The organism is Pedobacter sp. AW31-3R, from assembly GCF_052180285.1.
In the GTDB taxonomy this organism is placed as follows: domain Bacteria; phylum Bacteroidota; class Bacteroidia; order Sphingobacteriales; family Sphingobacteriaceae; genus Pedobacter.
This window is the reverse complement of sequence record NZ_CP197475.1, coordinates 2263388-2278272: the sequence shown is the minus strand read 5'-3', so window position 1 is coordinate 2278272 and position 14885 is coordinate 2263388. Positions and strand designations below refer to the sequence as shown.

The following is a 14885-nucleotide window of genomic DNA, read 5'->3' as shown; positions in this document are numbered from 1 at the left end:
AATGGTAAACCTGCTTTTGTTATTTGTGAAACTTACACGGCTCCCATAAAAGCGCTTTCCATTGCTTTGAATTTATGGGATACCATGTCCATATCTTTACTGATCTTTTGACTTGTAGTCTTAGTATAAATTTGCGTGGTGGATATATATTTATGCCCTATCATTTTGCTAAGACTTTCAAGCCCCCCCCTCAGTTAGGAACATGTTAGCAAATGTGTGTCTCGCAGTATGAAAGGTTACTTTTTGTTCTGTAATGATTTCGGCTTCCTCTATCAATTTCTTGACATGGCTATTGCAAGTAGCATTGGAAGGGACCAGAAAGACATACTCATTGTGAGTAATTCCTCTGTACTTTTCAATAATATGTTTTGAAATTTCTGATAAGCGCACATTTGAAGCAACATCAGATTTTTTCCTTCTACTAATGATCCATTGGTGCCCATCAAAAAAGCACTGAGTATTCCTCCATTTCAGCTTCTGGATATCTACATAAGAAAGTCTGGTAAAGCGACTAAAAATGAAGAGGTCTTTTACAAGCTCACATTTGGACTTAGATGATTTTAAAAGCATTAATTTTTCTACATTCTCTTTTAAAAGATAATTACGATCAGTTTCTTCCATGCTGATTTCATAATCTTCGAAAAGATTTTGGCGTATGAGTCTTTTTTTTATAGCCAAATCTGCAAATACAATAACAGGCGTGATATAAACCCAAACCGTATTATGAGTGCACTCCTTATTTATACGCAGAAAAAAATCGAATTCGCGGATAAAGTAGGATGTAAGTTCTCGAAAAGCTAAATCCTTCCTGTGGTATCGTTCCCTAATAAATTCCGAAAGATGATTAAAAACGGTCTTATACTTATTATAAGTGTTTTGGGAACATTTGCCTTTGCTAACCATTCTTTCAAAATCCTCATTCTGGTCTTTAAAAACTTTAAGTATGGCATCATCCATACACCAACTCCCAAAAAGGATAGTTTTATCTTTTGCGCATTTGCAAATCCTTGCTCTTTGAGCATATCATCATAAATCTTGTTGATACGCACCCCTATGTTGTCCAGTTAAATGTTGATACTCAAAGCCTGAGCACTCTTTCCCAAAATTCTTCCATGCTTTAAGTTCCAATTATTGGGAAATAAATGATCAAAATCACTTTCCCAAAAATTCAATACAACATAGCTCCCTTTATGTCCTGCAAAAACACCTTTTCATATAAAAGGTAACCGGCGTACTGAAGGAACTTACTAAATTCAAGTAAAATATTTAAACATAAAAGCTATGAAAAACCTAGATGCATCCAAAATTACTTTGAAGGAATTGGTGACGCCAAATCTTTCAGAACAATCCTTTTTGATTATAGACCCTGTTGACGGAGACTGCTCTTGTGGGCGTGGACGAAACGCTGATACCAGAAATGGCTCAAGTACTATTGACGAAGATTTGATCTTCTAATTTCTTCTTATTTCTACCACCCAATCGTTATTGTTATTTAAATATAAAATGTCTGATCATGAAAAAAAAAGAAGTATCCCAGCTTAATCTAAAAGAATTGGTTGAACCAAATCTTTCGGAGCAAAATTTTCTAACCATAGATCCGGTTGACGGAGATTGTTCATGCGCCAGAGGGCGAAACGCAGGAACCAGGAATGGATCATCAACTATTGATGAGGATCTGATCTTTTAAGAAACGGTATTGACTAACAATTTAAAATGATGCCTTATGAAAAACCTAGAAGTGACCAGAATTAACCTCAGAGAATTGGTTGTTCCTAATTCTATTGAGGAAGCGTTCCTGATTACAAATCCTATTGATGGCGACTGCTCCTGCGCTCGTGGAAGAAACGAGAATGCAAGAAATGCCTCAACTGCTGATGAAGATTTGATTTTCTAGATTCCCTATGAAATTCGATCCCACCTGTGAACGGAGGAGGGAATACTGCTACCTACAAATTATCGATAAATAAACTTGAGTATGGAAAAGTTAAAATCTAGTCTCTACAATGTTTTGACTGAAGTAAAGGAAACAAATGAATGGCTGTTATATAACATCTTAACAGGTGGCATTGAAATACTAACAGCAGAGGAAGGCCGGTTTCTCTATGAAATCCCTGAAAACAAGTCATTCGATGTTGACCTGCTTACAGATGAACTTCAGATCGTTGTCCAGGCCTTGAAAAATAAAGGTTATCTGATTAATAGCGAGATTGATGAAGTAGAAAAGTATTCTCTCCTTTATAAAAGCAAACAGGAACGCTTCTTTAGTGGTACAGAAAAATCTATCACATTAACAATCGGCACCACAATTACCTGCAATATGGGCTGTGCCTATTGCTATGAATTTGAAAAACCTAATAAATCTCTTCGCGATCCTAAAATTATGGATGCACTGATCATTTATCTGGAGGATATGATTCAAAAATCTCCGGTCAATAATTGGCTAAACCTGATTGTTACCTGGTATGGTGGCGAACCGCTGATCAACAAAAGCGCCATAGCTGAATTAACACCAATGTTAATGGAATTGTGTGAGAAACACAGTATAGTCTACTCAGCAAAAATTATTACAAATGGGATCCTATTGACCCCGGATACATGGAGGCTGCTAAAAGATAACCATGTAACCAATGCGCAAATTACAATTGACGGATCTCAGGAAACACATGATATCAGCAGGCCGCTGAAAAATGGCAATGCAAGTAATTATACGCAGATACTTGAAAATATTTCAAAGAAACCAGCAGAGATCAATGTTACGATAAGAATAAATACTGATAATAAAATAGCGGCCACAATGCCAAAATTCTTTAGTGACCTGAATGACTATGGAATATGGCCACAAATGCATAGCTCTATTAGCCTCTCGCCCTCATGGCTCAGAACGTATCCTGATGCCAATGAAACGGATGTGTCTGGCAGAATGACCAATGATGATTTTTTCAGGTACCTGCTGGATTTCAGACAGTCGAAACTCAGACTGTACAACTTCTGGGCACATACTCAAAACTTAAAAAAAGCTCGGCTAAGCTGGTTACTGCCCAGCTTGCAGGATGAATGCGCCACCTGGACCTCGCAATACAGTCTTGTAATAGATCCGGTTGGCAATATTCATAAATGTTGGGAAACTATCCATGAAGAACAAAAAGCCGCCACTTCTGTCTTTGAGAAATATGATTCCAGGGATTTTACATCTTATATGGCGTATGATAGATGTGAATTAAATGCAATCTGCAGAAACTGCAAATTTTTGCCTGTATGTGATCAGCTGACCTGCTCTTACGAAGTTCTTAAACACCATGACTCCCCGCCGCCATCATGTACGGCATGGAAAAACAATACGGAGGATATCTTGAAGTTACAATACCTGAATATGGTAAATTATCCTGAGGAATTTGCTGCCCCAGAGAATATGATGAAAGAAAATACTGGCCATTCTAACAAGTAACTACATGAATACGATTAATTATCAAGACCTGGAAAAAATTGAAACTGCAACCAATCTTAATAAGGAAACTTTTGATGAAAGATATGGAATACCGGGTAAACCTGTTCTCATCAGGGATCTTGCGACTAGCTGGCCTGCATTAAATTTATGGGATTTTGACTTCTTCAGAAATAATTTCGGTGAAGTAGTGGTAAACGGCGAAGCTGTTAATGGTGACCAGATGATTAAAAGATCATTTAAAATGGCAGAATTTATCGATCACTTTGTGACTAATCCTGACGTACCACCCTACTATTTGAAAAATTGCAATTTTCATATCGGAACAGTGTTGCGTACGCACTATACTCCTCCCGATTATTTTAATTGCTGGTATGCCAATCTCCCGGACGCAAGCAGAAAATATAACCTGTCATGGCTATATATCGGTGCCAGGGATACATTTTCTTCCCTTCATCTTGATATATGGAATACAAGCGCCTGGCATTGTGTAATTACAGGCAAAAAACTATGGTTATTTTTTGATAAAGAACAGCAGGAATTTTTATACGATGGTATGGTAAATCCTTTTAACCCTGATTTGGCGAAATTTGAAAAATACAAAAATGCAAAACCCCTTATATGTATACAGGAACCAGGAGATGTTGTTTTCACGCCTGGCAATTGGTGGCATGCGGTGTATAATTTAGAAGCAGGAATCTCGGTGACTGAAAATTTTATTAACAGCACCAACTGGCAGAATGTATTGACTTATTTCCAGAAATCCGATATGATGAAATCCCATAAAACGATGAGTAATATTGTAGCAATGAACTTGAAAAACGAAAATAATGGTGAATTAACAACAGGCAGTTATGTATCATAAACGGGAAATAAAATTGGATAACAAGAATATGTTTGTGGTAGATGCTGTTCTTCCCGAAAATGTAATAGAGGAATTTTATAAAATGTCTTTATCGCTACCCTATTATAGGAGCGAACGCAGTAATGATACTGATATGTACCCTATTTTCAGCACAAATTTTAAAACGTCGCAATTTGAAACAAATACAGAAGTAGGCCAGACGGCACGCACGCTGTTAAATGAACTGATGAATGGCAGCAACTATAAATTGAAAAGGGCATACATTAATATGTGCCATTTCGGAGATATGGAATACCCGCACACGGATTGTAATGTTAAAGACACTGATATAACGGTTCTTTATTATGTGAACAGGGAATGGGACTATACCTGGGGTGGAGAAACGAAATTTTATGAAGACCACGATACCAGGGTTGCAGTTTTACCAAAGCCAGGCAGGTTTGTTTTATTTCCCGGTGCCATAGAACACATCGGTTCACTGCCGATGCGGACCTGCTCTGCTTCGAGACTGACTTTAGCGCTGAAATATGCTGAAGATAAACCGGAATAATTATCGCGGAAGGCTGCACTATTTTTTTTTTAAAAAATATGTTGCCCGGTATCTGAAGACACTGTTTATTATATTTTTTTTGCTGCTGCTGACCAGTGTATGCTCTCTGGCTTCTCCCTATGCTTTAAAAATAATCATAGATCAGGCCTTTCCGCATAAAGATCATATCCTGCTGATAAAAGTACTCTTGTTCCTTGTCTCTATTTATGTAGTCAGACTGGTTACTATGTATGCCACTGAGTATTATTTTGCATTAATGGGAAACAGAATTGTTAAGGAAATAAGACTTGATATATTCAACCATTTACTCCTGGTACCGCCAATTTTTTTCGAGGAAAATAAAGTAGGTGAACTTGTCCATAAAATATCAAATGAGGTGGATAGAGTAGAATATATTCTTACAAATGGGGTAACAAGATATGTTACCAACATATTAACTGTTGCCGGCCTTATAGTAATGCTGTACATTCTGAATAAACAGCTGTTCTTTGTATCTATAGTACTTTTCCCTTTAATCATATACACTACGATATATTTTACGCCAATCCTGCGAAGACAGTATAAAAAAGCGAGTAAACGTGAGGCAGGAATAAACCATTTTTTCACTGAACGATTAAGTAATGTAAAGTTTATCAGGCTGTTTAACGCAATGCGTCACGAAAGTGATAAATTAAATTCAATGCTGACGGGATTAATAAATGTTAACCTCAATACAGTAAAAACATCATCTGTAAACAGGAATTTATCACTTTTCTTTATAGCATTGGGCCCGGTTACAGTATTTGGTTTCGGTGGCTGGCAGGTATTCTCTGACCAGGCTACGCTGGGTACAATTGTAGCATTTTTGCAATATCTGAACCGGCTATATGCCCCATCCACAGACTTGATCAATTTTCATAATGATTTGATTAAGGCAAAGGTATCTATGCAGCAGCTTGTTGAGATTCTGAATACTCCGGTTGATGAAAATTTTGATGCTGCGCGGTCGGGTATAGCAATGAAGGAAAGAATCGATAAGATTTCATTTAAGGATGTATCGTTCAGATACACTGGCCTGGATCCTGTTATTGATAGAATTTCATTCGATTTCGAAACTGGAAAGAAATATGCTATCGTGGGGCCCAGTGGTGCCGGGAAGTCTACACTGGTGAATTTAATCTGCAAACTGCTGCAGCCCTGCCAGGGTATAATGATGGTGAATGATACATTTAACCTGAAAACTTTAAATCAGATAGAATGGCTGGAGAATATCTGTATCGTTCCTCAGGAACCACAAATGTATACGGATTCTATACGGGAAAATGTCAGGTATGGCTCATACACTAAAACAGACAGGGACATTTTACATGTCTTGGAAAAGGTAGGATTCAGTGAGTTTGTAACTTCACACCCCCAGGGCTTGGATTTTGAAATTGACAATAAAGGCTTCAGATTATCATTCGGACAAATGCAGAGAATTGCGCTTGCACGCGCGATTCTCAGAAATCCTCAGGTACTGATCCTGGATGAAGCAACATCTGCCCTAGACACGGAAAGCGAACAGTTTATACTAGGCAATATCTTCAAATTGTTTAAGGATAAACTGGTTATCATCATCAGCCACCGCATAACTACTATCGTTGACGTGGATGAAATACTTTATTTAAAAGACGGAAAGCTGATTTCTGCGGGCAACCACGAGTCAGTTGTCTCGAACAGGGATAAATACACAAGTTTATTTAGAGCTTAATAAAATATAATTATGGAGGAGCACTTTAATTTACAGTGGATATTAGGATCGAAAGCGCGGGATGCCTTTCTTACCCGGAATTTTGGTCAAAGGCCGCTGCTGATTAAACGTCAGAATATAGACTATTACCAGCAGCTGCTTGTATTAAGCCAGTTAGAGAAGATGCTGTTTCAGGCACAGGCGCTAAGTCCGGTCAACGTAAGACTAGTTTCGTCAAAAGGTAAAGTGAATCCATCATTATATGTAAAAAGTCAAAAGGCAGGCCCGGCATATCTTAATGTAGGTATCGATTTAAATAAAATAGTTTCCCTGTTTAAGGAACAGCAGGCTACCGTAGTGATTGAGAATATTATTGATAGCTGCGATACACTATTGTGGTTATGTAAGGCTTTAAATGAGGAATTAAAATGTGCAGTTGGAGCTAATGCTTATATCACACCAGCCCACTCGCAGGGATTTAAAGCCCATTTTGACATTCATGATGTTTTTGTTCTACAGATATATGGTGTAAAGCGATGGATAGTATACGACAATCCTGATCCTGTTGAACTTCCAATCGGTACGCAAAGAGGTAAGCCTTTTGATAAAGCTAAGCTGGTCCCTGTGATCGACGAACTGATCGAAGCCGGCGACCTGATATATATTCCACGGGGGGTTATTCATGAAGCGATGACCTCAGACCAGCTGTCGGCTCACGTCTCTGTGGGAGCATATACCACATCCTGGACCCGGGGCCTGATCGATTCATTGAAAAAAATGGTGGCCGATGAACCTGTGTTCGCCAAAGGGGCACTGTTAAACCTTTATAAAAGTGAGGCTGAGCAACTAAAAGACCTTCATAAGATCAGCAGCATCATCCATGAGAAGCTGACTATACGCTATCTGGAGCAGATTTTTGAGGAAACACTCGACCAAAATATGCACCGCTCTTTTCAAACCGATACATCTGATAGCATTTTCAAATAGATCTTAAGGATAACCGAAAACTGATATGACGCTACAACATTGTATAAGCCCTTATAATTTTAAGGTATTCGTAAATGAATTCCTTGAAAAAAAACCTTTTGTGATTAACAGGAATCAGAAAAATTACTTTGGACCTATTGTGCGGCTTGAAGATATCGAGGACATATTAAATTCGCCTCATTTGTTGAATACGCTAAATATATCCATCATCAATGCAGCAGGAGAAATTCCGGATAACGTCTATATGTCGTTCAGCAGCATTTATAACCTGGATATCAAAACTGCAGTTCATGCTGCCACAATGCTGGAATTTTTTCACCACGGTAAATCAATTGTAAGATTCAATGGTTACCTGCCGGATTCAGTAGAAGCCAAAGCGTTACAGAATTCAGTGAAGTCGGAGTTGTGCTGCAATATCGGATTGGCGACTACTGTTTTTCCATATGGAAGCAAGTATGAGAAGACTTGCGTAGAGACGGAAGATCTGCTGCTTCTTGCTTTTTACGGGAATTGTAAAATAAAGATATGGAGAAATGATGAGCTGGATTGTAGTGTTCCCCTGGAATTTACACTGAATGATGGCGACACGGCCTTCGTGCCAAAAGGGTTTACTTACGAACTATTTATGCATGATTCTATTTTTGCCAGCATCCATATTACACTGATGATGACAACCTGGTTAAAGGTACTCACTGACCTGATCATAAAACTTGCCAATGATGATGTTGCTTTCAGAAAAGCATTTTATCCGCTTGACCGCAAATACAGTATTGAAGAAAAAGCAGAAGAATTGGCTATGCTTAAGGACAAAATAATAAGTAAATTAAGTCCGGAAATGGTGGATAAGTTGTATAAAAAAGAGCATTTTCCCCTGCAGAACAGCACAATAAACGAAGAGAAAAAACGGTTTTCATTCCAAAAGAAGTATTAGAATATGGCGGAATCGAAGTTTAAAAAATATACTGCTTTATGTATTGTGCTTATTTATTCCTTTTTGTTTTGTAGTACCGGCAATTCACAATCAACTGTTATTTCAAAAAAGGTTATGTTTAAGGGTAATGTGAAATCGGTGAACAGAAAGAGTATTCCTTTTGCAAATATTACGATGACAAAGGAAGGTGATACGAACAATCAGGTAACCTTTACCACAGATTCTGCCGGGAAGTTTGAATTTTTGTTTGCTTACACAGAAGCTTTAAGCATGACTATAAGTGCAGTAGGTTATAATAGTACTGCAGTGAAGAAAATACCAGCTATTAATGCTGATCATATGATTGATATGGGAAATATCATCCTCAAAGATCAATCCATCAGCCTTGATTCGGTTACCATAAGGGCAAATCCAAAACTTATTCAACGCAAGATTGACCGGTATGTAATTAACCTGGAAGAATCTATGGTAGCTACGGGATACAATCTGGTCGAAGGCATGCAATACTTGCCTGGCCTGTTTGTAAATGAAAGAGATCAGGTGCAGGTAAACGGAAAATCGGGACTCATTTTTTTTGTGAATGGAAAAAGAATTTATGCTGTCGGTGAACAACTGACGAGCATCTTAAAGGGATATCAAACTGATCAGATTAAAAGTATTGAAGTGATCACAAACCCTCCGGCAAGTTATGACGCTGAAGGATCAGCAGGCATTATCAATATCATCCTGAAAAAAGCACATGGCATAGGGTCTAATGGTGATGTGAACTTATCGCATACCCGGGGCAGGAAATACCTTTATTCAAACGGCAGTATAAACTATAATTACCAGGGCAAAAAGCTTGGATTTTACTCCTCCCTTAATGTAAATCAGACAAGATCTATAGGCTACTACTATGTAAACCGGAATTATGAAGTAGTACCCTCCCCCTTTTCTTTTAATCAGGCTGATACTACACTTGACAAAAAGCCAACCTTTAACTATAACATTCAATCTGATTACAACCTTACAAGAAATAGTATAGTTAGTGTGGGCATTAATGGACTATTCCAAAAATTGAATAGTGACTATAACTCCTCTACACTGGCATATAATGGACAACAATCACTTGATTCTTCATTTGTAACGCAGAACAGATCGGATCTTACCAGTATGAATTTCGCTTCCAATGTAGGATATCAGCTTAAACTCGACACTATAGGAACTCAATTGAACCTTGGCTATGTTTTTTCAGTTTTCAGGGACAAGAAAGATGTAGCTTATAATACCTCTTTTTATGATAGTGATGGTCTCGAAAAGAGAGGAATGGACCGCAACACATCCTATAATCCAACAAATCTGGATATTCATTCCTTTAAAGCAGATTATATTTCTACACTCTGGAGCAAGAATAAAGTAGAGATAGGTATAAAAACCTCTTTTATTAAAACATACAATTCCATAGCATTCTTTAATCTGAATACGATGGAATTTATTGCCGACCGAAGTAACCAATTTACTTACAACGAGCATATTTTTGCAGGATACCTGAACTGGAACAGGTCTTTTAAAAGCTGGGAGATTCAGGCTGGCCTGCGGCTGGAAAATACAAGCACCAGAGGAGAGGCCGTTTCTATTGATGCAGTGTCGAAAAAAGATTACTTAAATCTTTTTCCTTCCTTATTTATAAAAAAGTCGTTAAATGAAGACAATGATGTGGTTTTTTCATACAGCAGGCGAATACAGCGCCCTAATTATCAAAGCCTGAATCCACTAAAGTTTTACTATGATCCCTATTTTTATGAGGAAGGAAACCCGAACTTGTCCCCCCAGATTACCAATTCATTTGAGTTGAATTATACTTTTAAGGACTACATTCTGTCTGCAGGAATAAAAGATTCAAAAAACTTTATCCAGTCAGAATTTTCAAACCAGAATGACACTACCCGTGTTTTTACATTTAATACGGTTAACATCGATTCCTACAAATCTTACTACGCAATACTGATACTTCCCTTTACAGTAAACACCTGGTTAAAATCACAATTTGATTTTAATTATGGCTATGATACCTATAAAGGACAAACCAATTCGGGGGTGGTAGACAGTAAACTTGGTGCTTATAGCTTGAGACTCAACAATAACTTCATCCTGAATAAGACAGCTTCCATCACCCTGTTTACTTATTATAAGTCGAGAAGGATTGATGCCCAAACTCACTATAATTCCTATTTCATTACCAGTATTGCAATAAGAAAATCTTTATTAAAGAGCAGGGCAGCCTTAAGATTAACTTTAACAGACCTCTTTAATACACAAAACTCAAAAGGAACTGTAGATTTTGCGAACCAATACTTTAGGTCCAGATATTATTGGGATGCCAGGAGAATAGGCCTCTCTTTTACCTATAAATTCTCTTCTGCCCCGCAGAAAAGAAGTAAAGTATCCAATTCCATCATAGAGGAAGAATTAGACAGAAAAAATTGATTGAAACACAAAATACATCCAGAACACCATATAAGCAGCAATAGTTGCATGACCTTTAAAAAGATATCCTAATGAAGATTAAAACTTTTATACTTGAAGAGCATAATGAAGCCTACATGGTATGGCAATATGCGCTGAAATCGGACCTTATAAAGAAAAAGAACAACACCCTGATCCATATTGATGAACATTCTGATATGGGTGTCAGTCAGTATAAGACATCGATTTATGATTCCTCCCTCTCATTTAAAGCCATAAGAGATTTCACCTATAATGAGGTAAGCATTGGGGGCTTCATTGTTCCTGCCGTATTGCTTGGCCTGTTTGATAAGGTATTCTGGATTAAACAACACCACCATAAAAAGAGGTACGGACACTTCAGCATGCTTGCGAGATCTTATAACGCTGCAGGAAAAAAAATAAAATGCAGCAAAACAGATGCTGAGGCAGCTGCTGAAAACATAGCGGAAGGAAGTGATCTTAAGCGTTTTGATTATTATCTGCATCACGCTGAAGATATGATACCTGCCCATGATCTTTTGCTTGACATTGATCTGGATTATTTCTGTTGCACCGGAGATCCTCAGAAGATGAAGGAAACTTATATTGAAATTACAAAAGATGAATTTGATGAATTTAATGTGGATAAATACCATATGCTGCGTTATGTGATGCTTGACCAGCAGATTGAGACCCTACAAATCCAGGATAAGTATTATTATGTAATTAATAATTTTAAAGAAGTCTATCCTTTTGCAGAAAACGTAGAGGAGGAGATTATACAGACGAGGATTTCCAGTCTGATAAAAAATCTGAAAGAAAAGAAGATCATACCTTCGATTATTACCATATGCAGGTCAAAAATCAGCGGATATACTCCTGATAATAAGTGTGAATTTATACAGAAAAACCTCCTTGATCAGTTACAGGCATTATATGATTTGGATATCGTGGCCATAGAAGAGCTGATTTGAATAATAAAATTATCATCTTGATCTATGCAGGAATCAAAATGCAATCCGGAACCGTAGGCGTAAAACAGTCTGTTTTTAATATTTTTGAGTCCATTCTTACTTCCTGAAGTATCAGGTATTCTATTCGGTTGGTTTTTTGTTTGGATATGAAAAAATTCATCTTTAATCCACATGCGAATGAATGCGCCCGGTCCATTTTTGCTCAGATCTCCATGTTTAAATATATTTTCTACAAGCGTAAGCAACACTAAGGGTACAAAACGAATATTCCTTATTTCCGGATGACATTCTAAATGAATATCTAATTTGGTATTCCTCATAAGTTGATAAAGCTGAACTAAATGCTCTACTTGTTCTATTTCATCTTCCAATAAAACAAAATCTCCCATTTTATCAAGATCTACTATATAACGCATCATTTTAGACAGAATAATAATAGCTTCTGATGCATTAACTGAATTCCTGTCAATATTATAGTAAATAAAATCAAGTGTGTTGAAAAGAAAATGCGGACTTATTTGTGCTTTAAGAAATGAATTTTGTGCATCAGCCAGTTTTTTTTCAGTATCACGCTGATTCATAATATCTTTAAAATGCTGCGCTGCATATTCTTGCTGTCGTGATTTTTCCTGTAAATATGTTTTGAGAAAATAGTAACCCGTAGAAAATCCTAAAAAGAAAATTCCTCTGTAAAGATTCTTTAGAACAAATTGATAATCTAACCTATAAACGCCATCAATACCAACAACTTGAAGGTATATTAAAAACAAGTCGACTATGTAGTGGAGAATAATATAGCTTGCCAGATAGTATAGGATGGTCAAAAATATCCGCCACCACTTAGCTCCTTTTTGGCTTAAAGCCCACGGTAAACTCACAATAGCATTAAGGTAAAAGCATAAGATGATCACTGCATAATGGAGAAGGTAAGTTATTGGATTCCCATAAATATTGAAAATAATACCCACTACAAGAGTTTCATAAAGTATAAAAATTCCCCAGGTAAGCAGGTGGATCTTATTAGCAATAAACCATTTTGAAAAGATCTCTTTCATCTAAATATGCCTTTTAATATAGCTTTTCAAGCTTTATATATACTAGTTTTTTAATGCGATAGAATTCATTGTATTTTCTCAAGAGCAAGATGAAACTATCACGATTTTTCAAATCACATAACCAAATTAATATAAAATCCTAATTGCTTCACGACCACTAAAAAACGATATATTCTTATGAAACTACCCTAACCATACCGCTTGCAAAAAGCAATGAAAATGAGTTTGATAGCTTCATATCCTATAAAACAAATACACTCTTATGAAGAATAAAATGTTAAATATTACGAAAAACACACTTTTTGTATATAAAAACAACAGCAACAAGAATAAACTAAGAACTACTGAACCAACCACCATGACAATTACCATAACTGTTACAGGTATTTTGGAGACAATGAATTCAAAACAATAAATGTTTAATTAAAGAAATAATAATTCGCAAGTTCTTTTACCCTTTCCTCCCTAGCTTTATTATCTTTTCATTAAGGAATCTCGTAAAATCCTTACGGTAGTAATCACCTACTGTAATTTCAAGTCCATTGATCATTCTTATAGAGTTTCCATCAATTGATTCGATGTAATCCTGAGCTATTATATAACTCCTTTGAAATTGCATAAATCCTGGATGCTTACTTAACACTTTCGCGATTTCGGTGAGAGACATGTAGGTTAGAATTTTTTTTGTCCTAGTATAAATCATAATATAGTTGAGCTTGCTTTCAATGGCAATGATATCTCTATATTTTACATTTATCAGTTTTTGATTATCCTCTTTGCTTTTTACAAGAAAAAACTCATTTTTCTGAATCCTTATTTCATTCTCTTTCTCTGGTAGAAATAGTTTATCGATAATAGCAGCAAATTCCGCCAACGTATAGGGCTTCAATAAATAAGCATCTGCATCTACCTGAAAGGCCTCATATCCATACCGAGTATGTCCAGTGGTAAATACTAGTTTATTCGTCTTTTTCCTGATGATACGTGAAAGTTCCAAACCATTTACTTTCGGCATATCAATGTCCAGTAACACCAGATCTATGGGTTCAGCAAGCGAATTGATTGCCGCTAATGCTGTTAAAGAGTCCGTATAACTTGCAAATAATTGCAATTCCGGAAATGATTCAAGATAAGTTTTAATTCCTTCTATGGCATGAATGTGATCATCGACTACAATACAGTTGTACATAATTAAATTTATTTCCTGAATCCTATGATATAAATATAGAATTATTATTTCACAATTTTATTTATTTTTTAATAAAAAAGAACTATTGATAGCTGAAACATATTATTTTTTTGAAGTAAGAGTAACAGATCATGTAGTGTTAAGATGAAGACTATATATAGTTAAGGTGAAGTACTCCCAATCTTTCCTACAGCTATAGGTCAGAACTGAGATTATTTTAATACTTTTTTATTGTTCTGGTAAAACACTTCATTAGGAGTAAGGTCACCATTTGCCTGTTGTCTTCTTTCATTATAATAGAATTCCACGTATCGTTTTACTTCTTGCAATAATTCAATACTGCCATTGGGTGGATTCAGATAATTATATTCCTGTTTTGTCCATCAATATACTCGTCGTCCAGAGCCCTTCCTTTACCCGCCATAGATATCTCATTATCCTTCAAGACTTTTATGGATATGGTACTGGTAAATTCTGAGCCCTGATCAGTGTTAAATATCTTTAGAGCAAAGTGTTCATGTATGGTTCAGAGTAGTACCTCGCTGCACCATTCTAAAATTCTGGTATTAGAGATGCGCTAACCTACAATTTTGTGGATGTAAACATCAATGATGGCAATGTGTACATAAAGCCACTGGACATTGAAATGTAGGTGATAGCAGCTACCATACCTGTCCCGAATGCTCTATCTTCAATTCTTTCAGCAGGTATGGATATT

Annotated in this window: 14 protein-coding genes; 11 read left to right on the top strand and 3 right to left on the bottom strand. The window is 36.5% G+C overall.

Annotated features, from left to right (window positions below):
• Positions 1–177: 177 nt before the first annotated feature.
• Positions 178–957, bottom strand: a complete 780-nt coding sequence (locus tag ACSBL2_RS09295) for a site-specific integrase (protein ID WP_442591411.1) — start codon at positions 955–957, stop codon at positions 178–180.
• Between the two features lie 324 nt (positions 958–1281).
• Here ACSBL2_RS09295 and ACSBL2_RS09290 point away from each other — a divergent pair, with 324 nt between their 5' ends.
• The 11 genes from ACSBL2_RS09290 to ACSBL2_RS09240 all read left to right on the top strand — a co-directional run bounded on the left by ACSBL2_RS09290 (position 1282) and on the right by ACSBL2_RS09240 (position 11923).
• Positions 1282–1455: a hypothetical protein gene (locus ACSBL2_RS09290; protein WP_442591410.1), complete on the top strand. Its 174-nt coding sequence runs from the start codon at positions 1282–1284 to the stop codon at positions 1453–1455.
• Positions 1456–1513: 58 nt separating this feature from the next.
• The gene (locus ACSBL2_RS09285; protein WP_442591409.1) at positions 1514–1687 is read left to right on the top strand and encodes a hypothetical protein; all 174 of its coding nucleotides are present in this window, start codon (positions 1514–1516) and stop codon (positions 1685–1687) included.
• Positions 1688–1723: 36 nt separating this feature from the next.
• Positions 1724–1894, top strand: coding sequence for a hypothetical protein (locus tag ACSBL2_RS09280; RefSeq protein WP_442591408.1), 171 nt, complete (start codon positions 1724–1726; stop codon positions 1892–1894).
• 81 nt (positions 1895–1975) lie between these two features.
• The gene (locus ACSBL2_RS09275; RefSeq protein ID WP_442591407.1) at positions 1976–3445 is read left to right on the top strand and encodes a radical SAM protein; all 1470 of its coding nucleotides are present in this window, start codon (positions 1976–1978) and stop codon (positions 3443–3445) included.
• A 4-nt stretch (positions 3446–3449) separates the two neighbouring features.
• Positions 3450–4307: a cupin-like domain-containing protein gene (locus ACSBL2_RS09270; protein ID WP_442591406.1), complete on the top strand. Its 858-nt coding sequence runs from the start codon at positions 3450–3452 to the stop codon at positions 4305–4307.
• Positions 4297–4857: a 2OG-Fe(II) oxygenase gene (locus ACSBL2_RS09265; RefSeq protein ID WP_442591405.1), complete on the top strand. Its 561-nt coding sequence runs from the start codon at positions 4297–4299 to the stop codon at positions 4855–4857. Before ACSBL2_RS09270 ends, ACSBL2_RS09265 begins: the two co-directional genes overlap by 11 nt.
• Positions 4835–6586 carry an ABC transporter ATP-binding protein gene (locus ACSBL2_RS09260; protein WP_442591404.1) on the top strand — a complete coding sequence of 584 codons (1752 nt, stop codon included), beginning with the start codon at positions 4835–4837 and terminating at the stop codon, positions 6584–6586. The genes ACSBL2_RS09265 and ACSBL2_RS09260 overlap by 23 nt, the downstream gene beginning before the upstream one ends.
• 12 nt (positions 6587–6598) lie before the next feature.
• A complete protein-coding gene (locus ACSBL2_RS09255; RefSeq protein ID WP_442591403.1) occupies positions 6599–7552 on the top strand; it encodes a cupin domain-containing protein in 954 nt (317 codons plus the stop codon).
• A gap of 25 nt (positions 7553–7577) precedes the next feature.
• Positions 7578–8483, top strand: a complete 906-nt coding sequence (locus ACSBL2_RS09250; protein WP_442591402.1) for a hypothetical protein — start codon at positions 7578–7580, stop codon at positions 8481–8483.
• Between the two features lie 114 nt (positions 8484–8597).
• Positions 8598–10949: an outer membrane beta-barrel protein gene (locus ACSBL2_RS09245; protein ID WP_442591401.1), complete on the top strand. Its 2352-nt coding sequence runs from the start codon at positions 8598–8600 to the stop codon at positions 10947–10949.
• Between the two features lie 71 nt (positions 10950–11020).
• Complete coding sequence (locus tag ACSBL2_RS09240) at positions 11021–11923, top strand: UPF0489 family protein (RefSeq protein WP_442591400.1); 903 nt, start codon at positions 11021–11023, stop codon at positions 11921–11923.
• Here ACSBL2_RS09240 and ACSBL2_RS09235 read toward each other — a convergent pair.
• Together ACSBL2_RS09235 and ACSBL2_RS09230 are read right to left on the bottom strand one after the other, a co-directional pair.
• Positions 11869–12978: a sensor histidine kinase gene (locus ACSBL2_RS09235; protein ID WP_442591399.1), complete on the bottom strand. Its 1110-nt coding sequence runs from the start codon at positions 12976–12978 to the stop codon at positions 11869–11871. The genes ACSBL2_RS09240 and ACSBL2_RS09235 overlap by 55 nt on opposite strands.
• Positions 12979–13429: 451 nt before the next feature.
• Complete coding sequence (locus tag ACSBL2_RS09230; RefSeq protein WP_442591398.1) at positions 13430–14167, bottom strand: LytR/AlgR family response regulator transcription factor; 738 nt, start codon at positions 14165–14167, stop codon at positions 13430–13432.
• Positions 14168–14885: the final 718 nt, after the last annotated feature.